Genomic DNA, 20464 nt, shown 5'->3' with positions numbered 1-20464 from the left:
GGACGGGCACGCATGTTCAGTCCCGTCGGCGTGCCGCCTCGTACAGCGGGATCCGCACCCGGAAGTCGCAGGACCCCCACTGTCCGCCGGCCTCCGACCGGCGAGCTCCGCCCGCCTACGCCGATCGCGCTCAAGCCCGCTGACGCGCCACCTCGTACAAGACGATCCCCGCCGCCACACCCGCGTTCAACGACTCCGCCCCACCCGGCATCGGAATCCGCACCCGGAAGTCGCAGGTCTCGCCGACCAGTCGGGACAGGCCCTTGCCCTCGCTGCCGACCACGATCACGACCGGGCCCTGGAGGGCCTCCAGTTCGCCGATCTCGTGCTCGCCGTCGGCGGCGAGGCCGACGATCACGATGCCCGCCTTCTTGTACGCCTCCAGGGCGCGGGTCAGGTTCGTGGCGCGGGCGACGGGCGTACGGGCGGCCGTACCGGCCGACGTCTTCCACGCGCCGGCGGTCATCCCGGCCGCGCGCCGCTCGGGTACGACGACGCCGTGGCCGCCGAACGCGGAGACGGACCGGACGACGGCGCCGAGGTTGCGCGGGTCGGTGACCCCGTCGAGCGCGACGATCAGCGGGTCCTCGCCCTCGTCGTAGGCGGCCTCCGCCAGGTCCTCGGGGTGCGCGTACTCGTAGGGCGGGACCTGCAGCACGAGCCCTTGGTGGTTGAGCCCGTTGGTCATCCGGTCGAGCTCCGGGCGCGGGGCCTCCATGAGGTTGATGCCACCGCGCTCGGCGGCGAGCTGCAGGGCCTCGCGTACACGCTCGTCGTTGTCGATGAACTGCTGGACGTAGAGCGTGGAGGCCGGTACGCCCTCGCGCAGCGCCTCGACCACCGGGTTACGGCCGACGACCAGCTCGGAGGACGACTTGCCGCCACGGCCGCGCGGCGCGGGACGGCGCGCGGTCTGCTTCGCCTTGGCCGTGGCGATGCGGTTCTTCTTGTGGCCCTTGCGCATCTCGGCGGGCGGGGTCGGCCCCTTGCCCTCGAGGCCCCTGCGACGCTGGCCGCCACTGCCGACCTGCGCGCCCTTCTTGCCGGACATGCGGCGGTTGTTCGCGGCCATGACCTACCTGTCTGTCGTGAAAGTCGTACGTACGTCTATGAAGTGTGCCGCCCGGAGGGCCGGACGGCACAATCGATCTTCTACTCGGCGCCCCGGACTCAGCGCGGGCCGAGGCTCCAGCGCGGGCCCTGCGGGCTGTCCTCGATCGACAGTCCCGACTGGCCGAGCTGGTCGCGGATGGCGTCCGCGGTGGCCCAGTCCTTGCGGGACCGGGCGGCCTCACGCTGGTCGAGGACCATACGGACCAGGGTGTCGACGACACCGTGCAGGTCCGCGCCGCGGTCGGTCTCGCCGGCCCAGTGCGGGTCGAGCGGGTCCAGACCGAGGACGCCGAGCATGGCGCGGACCTCGGCGAGGCGGGCCACGGCGGCTTCCTTGTCGTCGGCGGCGAGGGCGGAGTTGCCCTGCCGGACGGTGGTGTGCACCACGGCGAGCGCCTGCGGGACGCCCAGGTCGTCGTCCATCGCCTCGGCGAAGGCGGGCGGGACCTCGGCGGACGGCTCGACGGGACCGGTCTTCTCGACCACCCGCTGGATGAAGCCCTCGATCCGCGCGAACGCCGACTCGGCCTCGCGCACCGCGTCCTCGCTGTACTCGATCATCGAGCGGTAGTGCGGGGTGCCGAGGTAGTAGCGCAGCACGATGGGCCGCCAGCGCTTGGTCATCTCGGAGACCAGCACGGAGTTGCCGAGCGACTTGGCCATCTTCTCGCCGGCGATGGTCACCCAGGCGTTGTGCAGCCAGTACCGCGCGAACTCGTCGCCGTAGGCCTTGGCCTGGGCGATCTCGTTCTCGTGGTGGGGGAAGATCAGGTCGATGCCGCCGCCGTGGATGTCGAAGGCGCTGCCGAGGTACTTGTGCGCCATCGCCGAGCACTCCAGGTGCCAGCCGGGACGGCCCGGCCCCCAGGGTGTCGGCCAGGTCGGCTCGCCCGGCTTCGCCGTCTTCCACATGGCGAAGTCGCGCGGGTCCCGCTTGCCGGTCTCGCCCTCGCCCGCGGGCTGGAGCAGGTTGTCCAGCTCCTGCCGGGACAGCTCCAGGTACTGCGGGAAGGACCGCACGTCGAAGTAGACGTTGCCGTCCGCCTCGTAGGCGTGACCGCGCTCGATGAGCCGCTGCATCATCTCGACCATCTCGGTCACGTGTCCGGTCGCCCGCGGTTCGTACGTGGGCGGCAGGCAGCCGAGCGCGGTGTAGCCGTCGTTGAACGCCCGCTCGTTCTCGTAACCGATCGACCACCACGGGCGGTTCTGCTCGTGGCTCTTGGCGATGATCTTGTCGTCGATGTCCGTGACGTTCCTGATGAACGTCACGTCATAGCCGCGGTACTCGAACCAGCGGCGCATGATGTCGAAGTTGAGGCCCGAGCGGATGTGCCCGATGTGCGGTGCGGCCTGCACGGTGGCACCACAGAGGTAGATCGAGACACAGCCCGGCTTGAGGGGGGCGAAGTCACGGATCTGCCGGGCGCTGGTGTCGTACAGGCGAATCGTCACGAGACCTAGGGTAGTGGGCAGAAGGGTGTGCGTGGAGCAGTCCCTTTGTTTACCCCTCCCGCACCTTGTTTACCCCTCCCGCACCACCAGAGCCGTCGCCACCGCCATGAGACCTTCGCCCCGACCGGGGAATCCGAGGCCGTCCGTCGTCGCCCCCGACACCGACACCGGGGCTCCGGCCGCCTCCGACAGGATCTTCTGCGCCTCGTCGCGCCGCTTGCCGATCTTCGGGCGGGGGCCCACGACCTGTACGGCGATGTTGCCGATGCGGAAGCCGGCCTCGCGCACGATGCGGGCGGCCTCCGTCAGCAGGGTCACCCCGGACGCGCCCGACCACTCGGGGCGGCCGGTGCCGAAGTGCTGCCCCAGGTCACCGAGCCCGGCGGCGGAGAACAGCGCGTTGCACGCGGCGTGTGCGACGACGTCCGCGTCGGAGTGGCCGGCCAGGCCCGTCCCCTCGCCCTCCCACTTCAGGCCGGCGCACCACAGCTCGCGGCCCTCCTCGAAGGCGTGGATGTCGGTGCCGATGCCGACCTGGGGCAGCAGCGGAAAAGGCTCAGAAGCCATCGTTGAGCCTCCTGCGGGCGAGGACCGCCTCCGCGAGGACCAGGTCCAGGGGGCGGGTGACCTTGAAGGCCTCCTCGTGCCCGGGGACGAGGAGCACCGTGTTCCCGAGCCGCTCGACCATGCTCGCGTCGTCGGTGACGTCCTCGGTGACCTCCTCGTGGGCCCGGATCAGCGTGGCCCGGTCGAAGCCCTGCGGTGTCTGCACGGCTCGCAGCCGTGCGCGGACCGGGGTGGCCACGACGGGCTCCGGGTCCCCGGCGACGGGCGCGGGCTCGACCTCCTTGACGGTGTCGGCGAGCGGCAGCGCCGGCACGACGGCGGGGGCGCCGTCCCGTACCGCCTCGATCACCGCGTCCACCGTGTCGACCGGCACCAGCGGCCGGGCGGCGTCGTGGACCAGCACGATGTCGTACTCCGGCGGGAGCGCGTCGAGGCCGAGCCGCACGGACTCCTGGCGGGAGTCACCGCCGGGGACCACCAGGAAGTCCGTCCGCTCGGGCAGCGCGTGCGCGTCGAGGAGGGACTTGACCTCGGCGGCGCCGTCGGGCGGGGCCACGACGACGACCAGGGAGACCGCGCGGGAGGCGGCCATCGCCCGCACCGCGTGGATGAGCATGGGTGTGCCGCCCAGCGCACGGAGCGCCTTGGGGGCGCCCGGACCGAGGCGTACGCCCCGGCCGGCGGCCGGAATCACGGCCGCGGTGCGGGCCTCCGTGGGCGAAGGGCGCGATTCGTCAGACATCGGTTCCTGTCAAGGTTTGTGTGCTCGACCTAGGTGGGTATGGCCTGGGAAGTGCCGGGCGCGACGCCTTGACCGGACCCTTCCGTGACACTGGTCGAGCCTGCTGCCCGGGCCCGGCACGCCAAGTATCGGGGTATCCCCCGAGGTTTACGTACGTACGGCGTCCGAGTACGAACATGCCGCAGCGCCCGGCGACAATGGAGATGTCATCGGGCACCGCGGCATTTCGATGTACTGAGTGCTGAAGCGGGCCGGCGCGCCTGCGTCAGTCGTTCAGGACGCGAGGACCTCGTCGAGCAGGGCCTCGGCCTTGTCCTCGTTCGTGTTCTCCGCGAGGGCGAGCTCGCTCACCAGGATCTGGCGGGCCTTGGCGAGCATGCGCTTCTCACCGGCGGAGAGTCCGCGCTCGCGCTCACGACGCCACAGGTCACGCACGACTTCCGCGACCTTGATGACATCGCCGGAGGCGAGCTTCTCCAGGTTTGCCTTGTATCGACGGGACCAGTTCGTGGGCTCCTCGGCGTACGGCGCGCGCAGCACCTCGAAGACCCGGTCCAGCCCGTCCTGACCGACCACATCACGTACGCCGACGAACTCCGCATTGTCCGCTGGCACACGTACCGTCAGGTCACCCTGGGCGACCTTCAGCACCAAGTAGGTCTTGTCCACGCCTTTGATCTGGCGAGTTTCGATGGCCTCGATCAGCGCGGCCCCGTGATGGGGATAGACCACGGTGTCGCCAACCTTGAACGTCATGTGACAGGTACCCCTTCCGTGGCTATCCAGGGTAACACGGAAACCGGCGGTTCTGAATGGCGTTTTCGCAGGTCAGGGCATATCTCGGGGCTTGACAACAGCAACAGGAACGTGCTTCGCCCACCCAGTGGAAGAAGGTATTCGCAGGTCGGAGCGGCTCTCCGGCCGAGGTGAAACCCGTACGTTACACACATCCGGAGCCCCCTCCGAGCGGGCGAACGTCCACATATGTCCGGTTCCGGATGTGCGACTTCCGCTACTCCGTTCGGTGGCGTGAGTCGCTTCCGTATCGATTCCGGAATTGATCACAGGGGGTCGGCGGGGCGGCCCGGTGATCCATTTCCGGGAACGGCTCCGCATTCCTTCACGCAAAATTTGCGCGCCCGTGCCTGGGCTTTGCCGGACGGGGTTATGTGAATGCCGGACGAGCTCCCGCGACTACCCCCTGCCGAGGGAAGCGGAGGGCTTGGGGGAGGGTCGGGTGCGGTGGCGTGGGAACGGCTCGGTAACCTAAGGCCGCTGACAGACACTTAGGGCGGCTTTATGGTCGCCACGCTCGAGTCAAGGAGTTGCCGCCGCCGTGAGCAGCAGCCTTCGACGCGGCGCTCTCGCCGCCGCCGCCATCGCAGTCTCGATCGCCTCGCTCTCCGCGTGCGCCGCGGGCAGCGATGCCCAGACCCTGCAGGTCAAGCCGGACAACGCGGCCGTCACGGTCGGCGACATCAAGATCCAGAACGCCCTGGTCATCACCCAGCCCGACATCCAGGCGACCGGTCCCGCCGTGATCTCGGCGACCCTCTTCAACAACGGTGACACCGCGCAGACCGTGGACTCCATCACCCTCCCGAACGTCAACCAGACCGCCGAGGTCAGGCCGGCCAAGGGCAGCGGCAAGCTCGTCGTCCCGGCGCACGGCTCGCTGGTGATCGGCGGCAAGGGCAACGCCAGCGCCTCCCTGCCCAACGGGCGCGAGGCCGTCCAGGACGGCAGCGTCCGCAAGGTCACCTTCACCTTCAGCAAGGCCGGTGACGTGAGCCTGCGCGCCTTCGTGGTCCCGGCGGCGAGCTACTTCACCAAGTGGGGCCCCAGCGCGGTTCCGACGGCCACGCCGACCGCCAGCCCGAAGCCGACCAAGAGCACGACGGCGTCCCCGAACCCGTCCGCCTCGAAGTCGACGACGCCGCCCACGACCAACCCCACCAGCGCGGCCTCCGCGAGCGCGACGGCCACCGGGCACTGAGCGGTCGTACGAGCAGTCGTACGAGTAGCCGTACGAGCAGTCGTACGAGCAGCCGTACGAACGAAGTAGCCATACGGACGAAGGGCGGGACCTCACCGGGAATCACCGGGAGGTCCCGCCCTTCGGCGTGCGTACGGCGGTTTACGGCTCGAACTTGTAGCCGAGACCCCGCACCGTCACCAGATACCGCGGCGCGCCCGGGTCGGGCTCGATCTTGGCGCGCAGGCGCTTGACGTGTACGTCGAGGGTCTTGGTGTCGCCCACGTAGTCGGCGCCCCAGACACGGTCGATCAGCTGCATACGGGTCAGGACGCGGCCGGCGTTGCGCAGCAGCATCTCGAGCAGGTCGAACTCCTTGAGGGGCAGGTCGACCTTGGAGCCGGAGACCGTGACCACATGGCGGTCCACGTCCATCCGGACCGGACCGGCCTCCAGGGCGGCCGGGGTGACCTCCTCGGGCTCGCCGCGGCGGCGCAGGACGGCCCGGATACGGGCGACGAGCTCGCGCGACGAGAAGGGCTTGGTGACATAGTCATCGGCTCCTATTTCCAGGCCGACGACCTTGTCGATCTCACTGTCCTTGGCGGTCACCATGATCACCGGGACGTTGGAGCGGCCGCGCAACTGGCGGCACACCTCCGTGCCGGGCAGACCCGGCAGCATCAGGTCGAGGAGGACGAGGTCGGCGCCGTTGCGCTCGAACTCGTCGAGTCCGTCGGGGCCCGTGGCCGCAATGGCGACCTCGAAGCCCTCCTTGCGGAGCATGTACGACAGGGCGTCGGAGAAGGACTCCTCGTCCTCGACGACAAGCACTCGGGTCACGGAAGGACCTCCGGGGCGGGAAGCGGTTCGTACGGGGATGACTGGGGGGTGGATTCGCCGGCCTCGTCATCGAGGTCGTCGAGATCGGGGTGCTGCTGGGCGCGGTCTCGGGCCGCACCCGCCTCCGGCAGCCTCAGAGTGAACGTGGAGCCCTGGCCTTCGGCGCTCCACACCGTGACCTCCCCGCCGTGCGAGGCGGCCACGTGCTTGACGATCGCGAGCCCCAGGCCCGTACCACCGGTGGCACGGGAGCGAGCGGGGTCCACGCGGTAGAAGCGCTCGAAGACGCGCTCCTTGTCCTTCTCGGAGATACCGATTCCCTGGTCGGTCACGGCGACCTCGATCAGGTCACCGCCGGGCGCGGTCACCCGGCGGGCGGCTATGCCCACGCGGGTGCGGGCCGGCGAGTAGTTGACGGCGTTCTCGACGAGGTTGCCGAGCGCGGCCGCGAGCTGGCCGCGGTTGCCCCACACATGCAGGTCGGCGGTGCCGCCCGCGGCCATGGTGATCTGCTTGGTGCCGGCCTGGTGACGGCAGCGGTCGATGGCCTCGGCGACCAGTTCGTCCACCCGCACCGGCTCGGCGTCCTCGAGCGGGTCGTCGTTCTGCACTCTCGACAGGTCGATGAGCTCCTGCACCAGGTTGGTCAGCCGGGTGGCCTCTATCTGCATGCGTCCGGCGAAGCGCTCGACGGCCTCCGGGTCGTCGGAGGCGTCCATGACGGCCTCGGACAGCAGGGAGAGCGCGCCGACCGGCGTCTTCAGCTCATGGCTGACGTTCGCGACGAAGTCCCGCCGCACCGCCTCGATCCGCCGGGCCTCGGTCAGGTCCTCGACCAGGAGCAGCACCAGCCGCGACCCCAGGGGCGCCACGCGCGCGGAGACCGCCAGCGCCTCGCCCCGTCCGGTGCCGCGCCGGGGCAGGTCCAGCTCCACCTGCCGTATCTCCCCGTCCCTGCGGGTGTCCCGGGCCATCCGCAGCATCGGCTCGACGGAGAGCCGGCCGCCGCGCACCAGTCCCAGGGCGTACGCCGCCGAGCTGGCCTTGACCACGGTGTCCGCCTCGTCCAGCACGACGGCCGAGGACCGGAGCACCGACAGGACCGTGTCCACACCCGGCGGAAGCACCGGGTCGGTGTGCAGGGAGGTGCGGGTGGGGCGCTTCTGCTCCCGCTCGCTCCAGCGGAACGCCAGCATGGCGATGACACCGGTGAGCACCCCGGCGATCGCTGCCGCTGCGGCGACCGCCGCGTTCACGTCCATGCAAACAGGTTAAGCAGGGGGTACGACATCCCCACAGCCGTCGAGGTGCGAGCTCGAACACTCGTCGCCCAGAGTTCACCTTGGAGCCAGGGATGGTTCATTTGGGGTGACGGAAACCGACGCGTTCACGCCGGATCGTGGGAGCGTGGGGTTCACAGGACCGGTTTCGCGGCCGGTTCTCATCCCCGGAATCCCCGAGGCAGACGTAAGAGAGGGACCCCTGATGCGGGACGCGTACCACGAGGAACTTGACTCGATCGGTGACGGTCTGGTGGACATGGCCCGGCTGGTCGGGTCGGCGATCGGGCGCGCCACGACCGCCATCCTCGACACCGATCTCAAGCTGGCCGAGAGCGTGATCGAGGGCGACCAGAAGATCGACGAACTGCAGCACGATCTGGAGGCACGGGCCATAGCCCTCCTCGCCCGTCAGCAGCCGGTGGCGACTGACCTGCGGATCGTCGTGACCTCGCTGAGGATGTCCGCGGACCTCGAGCGCTCGGGCGACCTGGCCCAGCACGTGGCGAAGCTCGCCCGGCTGCGCTTCCCGGAGCGGGCGATCCCGCACGACCTGCACGCAACCATCCTGGAGATGGGCCAGCTCGCGCAGCGGCTGATGGCGAAGGCGGCCGAGGTGATCATCACCAAGGACGTCGACCTGGCGATGCAGCTGGAGCAGGACGACGACGAGATGGACCTCCTGCACCGCACGCTCTTCCAGCACCTGCTGGACGACCGCTGGAAGCACGGCATCGAGACCGCGGTGGACGTCACCCTCCTCGGCCGCTACTACGAGCGCTTCGCCGACCACGCGGTGGCGGTCGCCAAGCGCGTGGTGTTCCTGGTCACGGGTGAACACGCCGACGAACTCCAGACCGACATCCAGCCGGAGATCCAGCCGGTGGCGGGGGTCGAGGGCGCGTAGTCGAACCCGGTCGGCGGCGGGTCTCGGGAACCGATCCCTGGAACCCGGCCGCCGGCTGCGGTCGCCGTGTGTGGGGCCTCGTCCAACCGTTTTTTCATCGATGGACATCGGGCTTGTGCGATGACTGCGGATGCTGCCGCTGCTGGGGGTGTGCGGCAGCCCAACCATCAGCCGTCGCACCGTCAGCCGCCGCGCCGTCAGCCGCCGCACCGTCAGCCGCCGTCGCACTGTCAGCCGTCGCGCCAAGGGGGCGTAAGCGGCGGTGTTCGGCGGAGTGCGGGGGCTTCGGGGGGCGTGGTGGCGCCTCCGTGCGCCGTTGATGCGACCGCCGCGGTGGGCATGCAATGGGTGAGGCAGCAGTCCTGCCCAGGCCCGAGCCTCCAGGAGGACCCATGGCCGAAGCCCCTACCACGCCCGACCCGACGCAGGAGCGCGAGACGGAGCAGCCCGCCGACATCAAGAGCCTCCCGCTCGTCGGCGCGTGCGGCTGCGGCTCGGGCTGCGGCTGCGGGTGCCAGTCGGGCAGCCCCTGCCAGTGCGGCTGAGAGCGCACGTCCACGCAGGCCCCGGTGCCCCGGCGCACCGGGGCCGGCGTCATGGCCGACCTCCCGCCGCCGTCACCGACCCCAAGCTCCTTCTCGATCAGCGCGGGGGGCTCCAGGACGGGCTTCACACCTCCGCAGGCCCGCATGGCCCGCCGGGTGCGCCCAGTCGCCCCTCCCGCCGTACGGGCGCAGCATGGATGAAGGAACAGGTGGGAAGGAGGTGCGGAGCCATGGCCAAGTTCATGGACGTGCACCACGGGATGAAGGGCATCACGGCGGACCAACTGCGTGAGGCCCACCGGGCGGACCTCGCCATAGAGAAGGACGAGGACGTCCACTTCGAACAGGCCTGGGCGGACCCGGAGTCCGGCACGGTCTACTGCCTCTCCGAGGCCCCCTCCGCGGAAGCGGTCCAACGCATCCACGAACGCGCCGGCCACAAGGCGGACGAGGTGGTCCCCGTACCACTGACGGTATGACGCCGGGAATCCTGAGACGCGGGCGGCACTGAGGGCCCACAGTGGGCCCCGGCCGTGACAACGCCTCCCTCCCGCGCCGGATGCGCAGGTGGGAGGCATGATCACACAGGCTACTTCTTCTTGCCCTGGTTCTTGACCGCCTCGATTGCCGCTGCCGCTGCCTCCGGGTCGAGGTACGTGCCGCCCGGGGTCAGGGGCTTGAAGTCGGTGTCGAGTTCGTAGGAGAGGGGGATGCCCGTCGGGATGTTCAGGCCCGCGATGTCGGCGTCCGAGATGCCGTCCAGGTGCTTGACCAGGGCGCGGAGGCTGTTGCCGTGGGCGGCGACGAGGACCGTGCGGCCGGCGAGGAGGTCGGGGACGATGCCGTCGTACCAGTACGGGAGCATGCGGATGACGACGTCCTTCAGGCACTCCGTGCGGGGGCGGAGCTCCGGCGGGATCGTCGCGTAACGGGGGTCGGCGGACTGGGAGAACTCCGCGCCGTCCTCGAGCGGCGGCGGCGGGGTGTCGTAGGAGCGGCGCCACAGCATGAACTGCTCCTCGCCGAACTCGGCGAGAGTCTGCGCCTTGTCCTTGCCCTGGAGGGCGCCGTAGTGGCGCTCGTTCAGGCGCCAGCTGCGGTGGACCGGGATCCAGTGGCGGTCGGCGGCCTCGAGGGCCAGCTGTGCCGTGCGGATCGCCCGCTTCTGGAGGGACGTGTGCACCACGTCGGGGAGAAGGTCGGCGTCCTTCAGGAGCTCGCCACCGCGGACTGCCTCCTTCTCGCCCTTCTCATTGAGGTTGACGTCCACCCAGCCGGTGAACAGGTTCTTCGCGTTCCACTCGCTCTCGCCGTGGCGGAGGAGGATCAGCTTGTACGGTGCGTCGGCCATGGGTCAGAGCGTAATCCACGGGTTCGTCCCGCCGTGTGGCTGCCCGAAGGCCGGACAGTTGACTGCATCTGTTAATTGAGTGGCCCACGTCCGCCCGTGTTCGTAAGTTGTCATTACCGCTAGAGGCACTTACATCCGTGGGGGGATCCGCCATGCCAGTCGCCAGTCTGAGACGTGCCGCCCGTGAGACCGTCTCGGGACTCCCCCGCGAGTTCTGGTGGCTGTGGACCAGCACCCTCGTCAACCGGCTCGGCGCCTTCGTCGCCACCTTCATGGCGCTGTACCTGACGCTCGACCGCGGGTACTCCGCCTCCTACGCCGGCCTGGTCGCCTCGCTGCACGGACTCGGCGGGGTCGTCTCGTCGCTGGGTGGCGGGGTGATGGCCGACCGGCTCGGGCGGCGGCCCACCCTGCTCGTCGCCCAGTCCGCCACCGCCGCCTCCGTCGCACTGCTCGGCTTCGTGCACGACCCGGTCGCCATCGCCGCCGTCGCCTTCCTCGTCGGCATGGCCTCCAACGCCTCCCGGCCCGCCGTGCAGGCGATGATGGCCGACATCGTGCGGCCCGAGGACCGGGTGCGGGCCTTCTCGCTGAACTACTGGGCCATCAACCTCGGCTTCGCCGTCTCCTCCATGGCCGCCGGTTTCATCGCCGAGTTCAGCTACCTCGCCGGGTTCCTGATCGAGGCCGGGATGACGGCCCTGTGCGCGGTGGTCGTGTTCCTGAAGCTGCCCGAGTCACGGCCCGAGCGGACGGCGACCCAGAAGGCGGCCGAGGAGGGGATCGGTCTCGGGACCGTGCTGCGCGACGGGCGGTACATGGGGGTCGTCGGGCTGTCCTTCCTCGTCGCCCTCGTCTTCCAGCAGGGCTCGGTCGGGCTGCCGGTCGCCATGGGCGAGGCCGGGTTCACCCCCGCCGACTACGGCCTCGCGATCGCCGTCAACGGCATCCTGATCGTCGCGCTGCAGATCCCGGTCACCCGGTTCATCCAGGACCGGGACCCGCGCCGACTGCTCGTCGTCTCGTCGGTCCTGGCCGGGTACGGCTTCGGGCTCACCGCCTTCGCCGGGTCGGTCGGCGTCTTCGCGCTGACCGTGTGCGTGTGGACCCTGGGCGAGATGATCAACGCTCCGACGCAGACGGGGATCGTGGTGCGGCTCTCTCCCGTGCACGGGCGCGGCCGCTACCAGGGCGTCTACACCCTGTCCTGGTCGCTGGCCGCGCTCGTCGCCCCGCTGATGTCCGGCCTGGTCATCGACCGGTTCGGTGCTGAATGGCTGTGGGGGCTGTGCGCGGCCGTCGGGACGGCGGCGGGGGTCGGGTACGGCGTGCTCATGCGGCGGATGCCGGAGGAGGAGGACGAGGAAATGCGGGCGGTGACGGAGACTTCCGCGCCGGCCGCGGTGGAGGCGACCGCCCGCTGACCTTCCCTCGGCCCCCGGTGCACACACGCGCCCTCGGCGCCTCGGCCTCGGTGGGCGTGCACGAGCGAGCCCCCTGCCCGCACTTCTCCTGCGGCAGGGGGCTCGTGTCGTGTGCGGCCGTCAGAAGCTGACGTTCACGCCGGCCTGGTGGGGCAGCGCGCCGAGGGCGCCGTCGACGGTGCCCAGGGCCGTCGCCTTGGCCGAGTCCACCTCGGCCAGGATGCCCGCGCTGCTCAGGGTGGTCGAGCCGACGGCGACGCCGATCTGCGGGCTCAGGCCGCCGGAGACGGCGTCGAGCTCGGCGTCGGAGATCTCGAGGGTCTGGACCTGGGGAGCGGAGTTCATGAGGGGACTGCCCTTCGCATGGATGTACCAGGGGGAAGCGGCCCGGCTGAGGGGGACAGACGACGGGCCGCGGTGCGCAGGATCAAATCACGGAGCGTGCCCGGCATCCAGTCGACCGAGGTGCGGGGCGCGGCAGTTGGACGCGCCGGCGACCGAACCGTGAGGGGATGTACACGAATTGGGGCCGGGTTCTCCACGCGGAGGGCCGCACAGGGCATCGGCGGACGGTGTCACGGCCGCGCCGAACAGGACAACTCGGTACCAACGCTCCCGTGTCCCGAGCTGGTTGCGCATGCCCTGTGCAGATTCGGTCCACCTTCCCTCACGGATGCATCCGCGCCCCCTTCAGCACCTTGTCCACCGCGTTCTTCGGCCCGTACACCGCGAGCCCGACCAGATCCAGCTCCGCCGTCCCGACGGCCCGTACGGCCGCCCGGTTGTCCGCGTCATGGCCGGTCGCGAAGAGGTCGGAGGTGAACAGCGCCCGCGGGAGCGCCCGCGACAGGGCGCGCGCGTGGGCCGCCGTCAGGGTCTCCTTCGTGCCCTCGAAGACCAGGACGGGCTGGCGGAACATCGGCAGGTACTGCACGTCGTCCGCGTCCTCGTACGGTTCGCCGATCACCTCGGGGACCGTGCTGCCGAGGCCGCTGACCAGGAACGCGGTGACGTTCAGGCGCTGCCAGGTCTCCAGGTCCTCGCGCAGCAGGACGGCGATCTTGGTGTCGAACCGGATGGGTGTGTCGCTCATACTCCGAGACTGCCGGTCCGCTCACGGCCCCGTCTTGTACGTTTTTTGCATGGCCGCTCAGCGCTCCCGACCGGAGGTCTCCGCCTGGCGCCCCCGGGTGCGGGGCGTGGTGGAGGTCTTCCACGCGCACTTCACCGAGTACGCCTACCCCATGCACGTCCATGAGGCGTGGACGCTGCTCATCGTGGACGACGGGGCCGTACGGTACGACCTCGACCGGCACGAGCACGGCACCCCGCACGACACGGTCACCCTGCTGCCGCCGCACGTCCCGCACAACGGTTCACCGGCCACCCCGCACGGCTTCCGCAAGCGAGTCGTCTACCTCGACGGCACCCGGCTCGGCGACGACCTCATCGGGGCCGCCGTCGACGGTCCCGACCTGCGCGATCCGATGCTGCGCCGGCGGGTCGGGCAGCTGCACACCGCGCTCGGGCGGCCGGGCGAGGAGCTGGAGGCCGAGAGCCGGCTGACGCTGATCGGCGACCGGCTGCGGGAGCTGCTGCGGCCGGGGCAGCAGACGCGATCCGCGCGTCCCGACCCCGTCCTCGCCCGCCGGCTGCGGGAGCTCCTCGACGAGCACGTCGTCGACGGGCTCGGCCTCGACGCCGCCGCGGAGCTTCTGCACGCCCATCCCGCCCATCTGGTACGGGCGTTCAGCACCGCGTACGGCATCGCCCCGCACCAGTACCTCACCTCCCGCCGCGTCGACCGGGCCCGCCGCCTCCTGCTGGACGGGCGGGCGCCGGGCGAGGTGGCCTCGGCTACGGGGTTCTTCGACCAGTCCCATCTGACGCGCCACTTCCGGAAGTTGGTGGGGGTGACGCCGGGGCGCTACCGGATCGCCACGCGCTGAGCTTCGTGCAGGTTGCGCGGTCGTACGGTGTCCGTCGTGGGGTACAGCTCCAGCCGCGCGTGCAGATCGCCGGTGAAGTCGGGGACGTCGACCTGGTCGAACTCGGTGACGGTGTTGAGGCCGACCGTCGCGGAGTACGGTGCCAGACCGTCGAGCTTCATCAGACCCGCGCGGCCGTTGGTGACCCGGACGTTCCAGTGGGTGAACCGGGCGCCGAAGAGCGGTCCCGCGTTCGCGTCGCCGCCGTGGCGGCCGTTGTTGTCGACGGTGATGTCGGTGCGGACGTTGGCGAACGGCAGGCCGCGGTGGGAGTCGAAGGTGCCCATCTGCATGTCCCCGCGCGACCACACGTTGTGGGAGGACAGGCCCTCGACGTTGATGCCGTGCAGTTGGGTGTCGGCCCGGGCCGGGACCGTGCGCTGCTCGATGGTGAAGTCCTCGATCAGGTTGTCGTGCGAACCCTCACGGCAGAAGTACGGGTGGTGTTCGCCCCGGCCGCCCACGCGCGTGCGGCGCAGGGTGCAGGAGGAGGCGGCGACCAGGCCGAAGCCGTTGTCGACGTTGCGGACGGTGACGTCGTCCGCCCAGCAGTCGTACGCACACTGCAGGACGACCCCGTTGTAGCCCTTGTCGAGGAGGTGCGGCGACTGGGGTGTCTCCATCACCTCCAGGGTCAGGCCCTCGACGCCGGAGCCGGTCAACTCCCTTACATGCGTGGTGAACTGGGGGTTCCATTCGGGGCGCAGGTCGAGGGGCAGGGGGCGTTCGAGGGTGACTCTGCGGCCTCGGACGCGGGCGATGCGGACCGGCCATTCGTAGGGGACGTACGACAAGAGCTTGGTCTTGTCCTCCCAGTAGTACGCCGCCGGGCCGGGGCCGCCGCCCGACATGTGCTGGAGCAGGGTGTGGGTGGCGTCGTCGGAGATGCGCAGGAGGACCAGGGCGCCGGGGCAAAGGTGTGAGGGGTCGGCGACGGTGACCGTCCAGTCGCCCTGGCGGGCGGGTTCGACGGGGGTCAGGGTCCGCCACTCGTCCCTTTTGTTGCCGGTCCAGCCCTCGAAGGGCCAGGTCTGGGCCTTGATCGCGGCCACCAGGGAGTCCCAACGGGCCTTCGGGGCCAGCCAGATGAGACCGCCCGCCCAGGACCAGGCCGACTTGGTGCCGCCGTAGCGGGAGCCGTACACGCCGATCAGTTCGGTGAGGTTCTTGGTGGCGTAGAGGGTGGTGCGGTCGCTTCCGGCGCCGCGCAGCACGACGTTGTCGTGGCCGATGTGGATCAGGCCGTCGATGCGGAAGGTGCCGGGCGGGATGGAGACCGTGCCACCGCCGGCCCGTCCGGCGGCGGCGATGGCACGGTTGATCGCGGGGGCGCAGTCGGTCGTGCCGTCCGCCACGGCGCCGTAACGGCGGATGTCGAGGACAGGGGGGCGGTGGGGGAAGCGCGGCGCCCCGCCTCGGTATCCGGCCCTTCCGATGTACGGGATCTGCGGGTGGGTGAAGGGGGTGCGGACGAACTCCCGCCAGAGGGTGGGGACTTCGCCGGGGACTTGGCCGACGGTTGTCCGGGGCGCCCCGAGCGCCGGTGTGGCGGTGATCGCCGCGGCCGCCACCGCCGTGGTTCCGGCGAGGAGACTCCGTCTGGTCATGCCGTGGTGCGCGGTGCTCATTCCGTACGTCCTTCCATGCGGCTCTTCATGGATGTGAACGACGTTCAGATCTGCGTCAGGCGTGAGCATGCCACGGCACCCCGTAGGCCCGGAAGGGGCGTGCAAGGGTTATTAGGTGGGTTATTAGGTACGGACCTGAAATTCAGTCAGCGGGGCGCTGGGTCAGGTGCGTGAACGCGTCGAGATTGCGCGTCGATTCGCCGCGGGACACCCGCCAGGCGTACTCCTTGCGGATCGCCGAGGCGAATCCGAGCTCCAGGAGCGTGTTGAAGCTGCCGTCCGCCGCCTCCAGGACCTGGCCGAGCAGACGGTCGATCTCCTCCGGAGTGACCGCGGAGAGGGGGAGTTTCGCGGTGACGTAGATGTCACCGAGGTGGTCCACCGCGTAACTCACGCCGTACAGCTTGAGGTTGCGTTCCAGGAGCCAGCGGTGGACTCCGGGCTCGTTCTCGTCGGGGTGGCGGATGACGAAGGCGTTTACGGAGAGGGAGTGGCGGCCGACGAGGAGGGAGACCGTGGTCTTCAGCTTGCGGGTGCCGGGGAGTTGGGCCACGTAGGTGCCGGGGGCGGGGCTCTCCCACTCGACCTCGGCGTCCTTCAGCGCGTCCTCGACGATCTGCGCCGTCTTCGCTTCGTGCGGCTTCGCTTCGTGCGGCTTCGCTTCGTGCGGCTTCGCTCCGTCCGCCTTCGCCTTGTCAGCCATGCTGCGAGCGTACGCGACGGCGGTGCGTCTGCATCGCGGCCGTGTAGACGTCCGCCGTCGCGGCGGCCGCGGTGTCCCAGCCGAAGCACTGGGCGTGGTCGGCCGCCGCCGCGCCCAGGCGGGGGGTGAGCGTGGGGTCGTCGGCGAAGGCGCGGAGCACGCGCGCGTAGTCGGCGGGGTTGTGGCCTCGTACGAGGAAACCGGTCTGCTCGTTCCGGACGGCCACCGGGAGTCCGCCTACCGCTGCCGCGAGCACCGGGGTGCCGGCCGCCTGTGCCTCTATGGCCACCAGGCCGAAGGACTCGCTGTACGACGGCATGACGAGCACGGACGCGGCCCTGAACCAGTCCGCCAGCTGCTCCTGGCCGACCGGCGGGTGGAACCGTACGACGTCCGCGATGCCCAGGCGGGCGGCGAGCTTCTGCAGGCCCTCCGGTTTGGCGAGGCCGCTGCCGCTGGGGCCGCCGACGACGGGGACGACGATGCGGGAGCGGAGGCCGGGGCGCTCGTCGAGGAGCACCGCCACCGCGCGGAGGAGGATGTCCGGCGCCTTGAGGGGCTGGATGCGGCCGGCGAAGAGCGGGATCAGGGCGTCCTGGGGGAGGTCGAGGCGGGCCCGGGCCGCGGCTCGGCCGTCAGCCGGGCGGAAACGGTCGAGGTTGACGCCGGGGTGGACCACCGCGACCTTGGCGGGGTCGGCGCTGTAGTGGTGGATCAGCTCGGTCGCCTCTTCGGCGGTGTTCGCGATCAGGCGGTCGGCGGCGTCCACGATCTGGGTCTCGCCGATGACCCTGGCCGCGGGTTCGGGGGTGTCTCCGTCGGCAAGGTTGGCGTTCTTGACCTTGGCCATGGTGTGCATGGCGTGCACGAGGGGGACGCCCCAGCGCTGGGCCGCGAGCCAGCCGACGTGGCCGGAGAGCCAGTAGTGGGAGTGGACGAGGTCGTAGTGACCGGGGCGGTGGCCGGCCCATGCCTGCATCACGCCGTGGGTGAAGGCGCAGAGCTGGGCGGGGAGGTCCTCCTTGGCCAGGCCCTCGTAGGGGCCGGCGTCGACGTGGCGGACCAGGACGCCGGGGGCCAGCTCGACGGTGGGGGGCAGGGCGGCCGACGTGGCGCGGGTGAAGATCTCCACCTCGATGTTGATGGCCGCGAGGCGCTGGGCGAGTTCCACGATGTAGACGTTCATGCCGCCCGCGTCGCCGGTGCCGGGCTGGTGGAGCGGGGAGGTGTGGACCGAGAGCATGGCTACGCGGCGGGGTCGGCGGTGGAGCCTCAGGCGGGTGGGCGGGGCCGGGGAGCGTCGCCCGAGCCTACTGACGTACTGGCTCACTTGGCGGTCCTCCTTGCAGCGGGCATGCCGGGGCGGAGGGTGTGCGGTTCCCTCCAAGGGGGTGCAACAGCGGAGGGGCGGGTTCCCATTCCTGGGGTGGCGAATTTTGCCTGGACATTACCGGTGGTCGCTCAACCGTTCGGGCGTTCGGTGCGTGTGGTCGGCCTGGGCGGTGATGCCTGCGGCGGCCTGCGCGGGTTGCGTGGGGGCTTGCGTTGCGCACTGCTCGCCGTGGGGGGTCGGTGCCGCGGCGGGGGGTGTCCGTCCTCGGTCGGGCGGTGCCGTTTGTTTGGCGGTGCGCGGCGTCGGACGCCCGACGCTGCGGGCGGACACCCCCTGCCACGTCCCCTTCTCGCCGTTGCGCCGGTGCGGGCGCATACCCTCTCGGTATGAGTAGCCGCGCCGTGTCCCGTCCTGTGGGCAGCGTCACTCGCGGGACGACCAATCCCAACCGGCTGCGGCGGATGGATCGGTGGATCGCGCATACGCAGGGTGGGGAGCTGCGGCGCGTGGGTGATCCGGTTGCCATTGATCTCGGGTACGGGGCCTCTCCGTGGACCGCCGTGGAGTTGCTGGAGCGGCTGCGGGCCGTGGCGCCGGGCGTACGGGTGGTGGGGGTCGAGATCGAGCCCGCTCGGGTTGCTGGTGCCAAGCGGTATGAGCGGGACGGGCTCGTGTTTCTGCATGGGGGGTTCGAGATCCCGGTGAGTGGTCGGGTGTCGCTGATTCGTGCCGCCAACGTTCTGCGGCAGTACGACGAGGACGAGGTGGCCGGCGTCTGGGAGCGGTTGTGTGGGCGGCTTGCTCCCGGTGGGCTGGTCGTCGAGGGGACCTGTGACGAGGTCGGGCGGCGGCATGTGTGGGTCGCTCTGGGGGTGGAGGGGCCGCGGAGCGTCACCTTCGCGGCTCATCTGGGGTCGTTGGAGCGTCCGTCCGAGCTTGCGGCGCGGTTGCCGAAGGTGCTCATCCACCGCAATGTGCCAGGACAGGCCGTTTATGCCTTTTTGCGGGACTTCGATCAGGCCTGGGCGACCGCCGCCCCTCTGGCTTCTTACGGCGCTCGGCAGCGGTGGATCCAGGCGGTGCGGTATCTGGCCGCTGATTGGCCGCTCGTGGGCGGGGTCGGGCGGTGGCGGCAGGGTGAAGTGACGGTGGCCTGGGAGGCGTTGGCGCCGGGCCGCTGACCTGGGGGGAACGATCTGGGTGGGTGGTTCGTCACAGGGCGGGGAGATCGTCGGGGGTCCGGGTCTGTCGTTTTGCGCTTGATCGTGGCACGATCCCCCAGGCCCGTAAGTTACTGACGGTAAATCAGGTTGGGGGAGCGGTATGGGTGCGGCCAAGCGTCGGTTGCTGGTCACCGCCGTGGCGTGTGTGGTTGCCGTACTGGCCGTCCCCGGGGTGGCGTTCGCGAGTCCGGAGCCGACTCCTTCGGCCTCCGCCAAGGACCTTGAGGCCGTCCGGGAGAAGCTCGATGGGCTGTACCACGACGCCGCCGTCGCCACGGACTCCTACAACGCCGCCGAGGAGCGGGCACGGAAGCAGTCCGCCGCGATCGTCGATCTGGCGAAGAAGATCGTCGAAGGGCAGAAGAAGCTCGACGAGTTGAAGAAGCGAGCGGGGGCCGCGGCTGCCGCGCAGTACCGGAGCGGGGGGCTGCCCGATGAGGCGCAGTTGCTGCTCAGCAACAATCCGCAACAGTTCCTGGACGGGGCCGGGCGGGTGCTGCAGGGCGAACGGGCTGCCAAGGGGCTCATCGGGGAACTGACCCGTACGCAGGAGGACTTGCAGCAGTACGCGACGGACGCCTCCGCGCAGTGGCAGAAGCTGGAAGCCGATCGGAAGGCGAAGGAGTCCGCCCGCAAGGAGATCAAGACGCAGATCGCGGCTGCCGAGAAGCTCGAGTCCCGGCTGGAGGAGAAGGAGAAGGAGCGGCTCGCCGAGTTGGAGCGGGAAGCCGCTTACAAGGCGCAGAGCGCCTGGCTCGGCACCGGGGTGCTGGATGAGATCAAGGGATCCGCTTCCGAGGCGGGGAAGAAGGCCGTTGCCTTCGCCACCCAGCAGATCGGGAAGCCCTATGAGTGGGGTGCCGAGGGGCCCAAGTCGTACGACTGCTCAGGGCTCACCTCCCAGGCCTGGCTGGATGCCGGGCATCCCATTCCGCGGACCTCGCAGGAGCAGTGGAAGCAGCTCGAGCACGTGGACATCAAGGACATGCGTCCGGGGGATCTCATCATCTACTTCGACGACGCCAGCCATGTCGCCCTGTACATCGGTGACGGCGCCATCGTGCACGCGCCGCGGCCGGGGCGGACGGTGACGATCGCGGGGGCCGGGTCCATGCCGATCCTGGGCGTGGTGCGGCCGGACGCCTGAGACCGGGCTCACGTGACGCAGGGCACGCCGTGTTGAGTTCAAACTTCGGGTGGACGTGACCTTCGTCATTCCCCCTGGTGGGGTGTGCTGTCCAACTGCGGTACGGAACGCGGCATATGACGGTGGCCGGTGTACGGCGACGTGGCTCACACCATTCCGCTCAGCCGCCGACTACCGCTATGGTCCCCGTCGGTGGATCGAGGTCCCTCGCCCCACCGCGCCCTCGGGGGGAGGGAAGGA

General features: G+C 70.2%; 21 protein-coding genes. 8 read left to right on the top strand and 13 right to left on the bottom strand.

The window, feature by feature from the left end; all coding sequences use genetic code 11:
* Positions 1 to 130 precede the first annotated feature (130 nt).
* The 5 genes from rlmB to ABZZ74_RS31620 form a co-directional block, all read right to left on the bottom strand.
* Positions 131 to 1072 (bottom strand): 23S rRNA (guanosine(2251)-2'-O)-methyltransferase RlmB, encoded by a 942-nt coding sequence (rlmB, locus tag ABZZ74_RS31640; RefSeq protein ID WP_356770739.1) that lies wholly within the window; start codon positions 1070 to 1072, stop codon positions 131 to 133.
* 98 nt (positions 1073 to 1170) lie between these two features.
* Positions 1171 to 2568 carry a cysteine--tRNA ligase gene (gene cysS, locus ABZZ74_RS31635; protein ID WP_356770737.1) on the bottom strand — a complete coding sequence of 466 codons (1398 nt, stop codon included), beginning with the start codon at positions 2566 to 2568 and terminating at the stop codon, positions 1171 to 1173.
* Positions 2569 to 2637: 69 nt separating this feature from the next.
* Entirely contained in the window at positions 2638 to 3135 is a 498-nt protein-coding gene (gene ispF, locus ABZZ74_RS31630) for a 2-C-methyl-D-erythritol 2,4-cyclodiphosphate synthase (RefSeq protein WP_356770735.1), read from the bottom strand.
* Positions 3125 to 3877 carry a 2-C-methyl-D-erythritol 4-phosphate cytidylyltransferase gene (gene ispD, locus ABZZ74_RS31625; RefSeq protein ID WP_356770733.1) on the bottom strand — a complete coding sequence of 251 codons (753 nt, stop codon included), beginning with the start codon at positions 3875 to 3877 and terminating at the stop codon, positions 3125 to 3127. Before ispD ends, ispF begins: the two co-directional genes overlap by 11 nt.
* 273 nt (positions 3878 to 4150) lie before the next feature.
* Positions 4151 to 4633: a CarD family transcriptional regulator gene (locus ABZZ74_RS31620; RefSeq protein ID WP_003953493.1), complete on the bottom strand. Its 483-nt coding sequence runs from the start codon at positions 4631 to 4633 to the stop codon at positions 4151 to 4153.
* Between the two features lie 580 nt (positions 4634 to 5213).
* On the opposite strand from ABZZ74_RS31620, the gene ABZZ74_RS31615 reads away from it, so the two are divergent.
* On the top strand, positions 5214 to 5873 hold the full coding sequence (locus ABZZ74_RS31615; RefSeq protein WP_356770731.1) for a DUF461 domain-containing protein: 660 nt from the start codon (positions 5214 to 5216) through the stop codon (positions 5871 to 5873).
* 141 nt (positions 5874 to 6014) lie between these two features.
* Here ABZZ74_RS31615 and ABZZ74_RS31610 read toward each other — a convergent pair whose 3' ends face one another.
* Complete coding sequence (locus ABZZ74_RS31610; RefSeq protein ID WP_007382946.1) at positions 6015 to 6695, bottom strand: response regulator transcription factor; 681 nt, start codon at positions 6693 to 6695, stop codon at positions 6015 to 6017.
* Positions 6692 to 7957 (bottom strand): ATP-binding protein, encoded by a 1266-nt coding sequence (locus tag ABZZ74_RS31605; RefSeq protein WP_133045701.1) that lies wholly within the window; start codon positions 7955 to 7957, stop codon positions 6692 to 6694. Before ABZZ74_RS31605 ends, ABZZ74_RS31610 begins: the two co-directional genes overlap by 4 nt.
* A 223-nt stretch (positions 7958 to 8180) precedes the next feature.
* Between ABZZ74_RS31605 and phoU the strand changes: the two genes are divergently transcribed.
* The 3 genes from phoU to ABZZ74_RS31590 all read left to right on the top strand — a co-directional run bounded on the left by phoU (position 8181) and on the right by ABZZ74_RS31590 (position 9906).
* Entirely contained in the window at positions 8181 to 8882 is a 702-nt protein-coding gene (gene phoU, locus ABZZ74_RS31600) for a phosphate signaling complex protein PhoU (protein WP_356770729.1), read from the top strand.
* 392 nt (positions 8883 to 9274) lie between these two features.
* Positions 9275 to 9427: a hypothetical protein gene (locus ABZZ74_RS31595; RefSeq protein ID WP_356770727.1), complete on the top strand. Its 153-nt coding sequence runs from the start codon at positions 9275 to 9277 to the stop codon at positions 9425 to 9427.
* A gap of 230 nt (positions 9428 to 9657) precedes the next feature.
* Positions 9658 to 9906: an SCO4226 family nickel-binding protein gene (locus tag ABZZ74_RS31590; protein WP_208782077.1), complete on the top strand. Its 249-nt coding sequence runs from the start codon at positions 9658 to 9660 to the stop codon at positions 9904 to 9906.
* A gap of 110 nt (positions 9907 to 10016) precedes the next feature.
* Here ABZZ74_RS31590 and ABZZ74_RS31585 read toward each other — a convergent pair whose 3' ends face one another.
* A complete protein-coding gene (locus ABZZ74_RS31585; RefSeq protein WP_133045704.1) occupies positions 10017 to 10778 on the bottom strand; it encodes a phosphoglyceromutase in 762 nt (253 codons plus the stop codon).
* 152 nt (positions 10779 to 10930) lie between these two features.
* Here ABZZ74_RS31585 and ABZZ74_RS31580 point away from each other — a divergent pair, with 152 nt between their 5' ends.
* Positions 10931 to 12202, top strand: a complete 1272-nt coding sequence (locus tag ABZZ74_RS31580) for an MFS transporter (protein ID WP_356770724.1) — start codon at positions 10931 to 10933, stop codon at positions 12200 to 12202.
* Between the two features lie 120 nt (positions 12203 to 12322).
* Here the strand turns inward: ABZZ74_RS31580 and ABZZ74_RS31575 are convergent, their stop codons facing one another.
* Positions 12323 to 12547: a hypothetical protein gene (locus ABZZ74_RS31575; protein ID WP_356770722.1), complete on the bottom strand. Its 225-nt coding sequence runs from the start codon at positions 12545 to 12547 to the stop codon at positions 12323 to 12325.
* A gap of 322 nt (positions 12548 to 12869) precedes the next feature.
* Entirely contained in the window at positions 12870 to 13295 is a 426-nt protein-coding gene (locus ABZZ74_RS31570) for a DUF2000 domain-containing protein (RefSeq protein WP_208782073.1), read from the bottom strand.
* Between the two features lie 49 nt (positions 13296 to 13344).
* On the opposite strand from ABZZ74_RS31570, the gene ABZZ74_RS31565 reads away from it, so the two are divergent.
* Positions 13345 to 14151 carry an AraC family transcriptional regulator gene (locus ABZZ74_RS31565; RefSeq protein WP_356770720.1) on the top strand — a complete coding sequence of 269 codons (807 nt, stop codon included), beginning with the start codon at positions 13345 to 13347 and terminating at the stop codon, positions 14149 to 14151.
* Here ABZZ74_RS31565 and ABZZ74_RS31560 read toward each other — a convergent pair.
* From ABZZ74_RS31560 to mshA, 3 genes are all read right to left on the bottom strand, one after another.
* On the bottom strand, positions 14130 to 15818 hold the full coding sequence (locus ABZZ74_RS31560; protein WP_356770718.1) for a glycosyl hydrolase family 28-related protein: 1689 nt from the start codon (positions 15816 to 15818) through the stop codon (positions 14130 to 14132). The two genes, ABZZ74_RS31565 and ABZZ74_RS31560, sit on opposite strands and share 22 nt — an antisense overlap.
* A 142-nt stretch (positions 15819 to 15960) precedes the next feature.
* Positions 15961 to 16521, bottom strand: a complete 561-nt coding sequence (locus ABZZ74_RS31555; protein WP_356770716.1) for a YbjN domain-containing protein — start codon at positions 16519 to 16521, stop codon at positions 15961 to 15963.
* Positions 16514 to 17851: a D-inositol-3-phosphate glycosyltransferase gene (mshA, locus tag ABZZ74_RS31550; RefSeq protein ID WP_356770714.1), complete on the bottom strand. Its 1338-nt coding sequence runs from the start codon at positions 17849 to 17851 to the stop codon at positions 16514 to 16516. Before mshA ends, ABZZ74_RS31555 begins: the two co-directional genes overlap by 8 nt.
* A 389-nt stretch (positions 17852 to 18240) precedes the next feature.
* On the opposite strand from mshA, the gene ABZZ74_RS31545 reads away from it, so the two are divergent.
* Positions 18241 to 19035, top strand: a complete 795-nt coding sequence (locus ABZZ74_RS31545; protein WP_356770712.1) for a class I SAM-dependent methyltransferase — start codon at positions 18241 to 18243, stop codon at positions 19033 to 19035.
* 142 nt (positions 19036 to 19177) lie between these two features.
* On the top strand, positions 19178 to 20224 hold the full coding sequence (locus tag ABZZ74_RS31540; protein ID WP_356770710.1) for an NlpC/P60 family protein: 1047 nt from the start codon (positions 19178 to 19180) through the stop codon (positions 20222 to 20224).
* The last annotated feature ends 240 nt before the right edge of the window (positions 20225 to 20464 follow it).

Origin of the sequence: Streptomyces sp. NPDC006476 (assembly GCF_040612015.1) — a bacterium.
GTDB lineage: Bacteria > Actinomycetota > Actinomycetes > Streptomycetales > Streptomycetaceae > Streptomyces > Streptomyces griseorubiginosus_B.
This window is presented reverse-complemented; position numbering and strand designations above follow the sequence as displayed.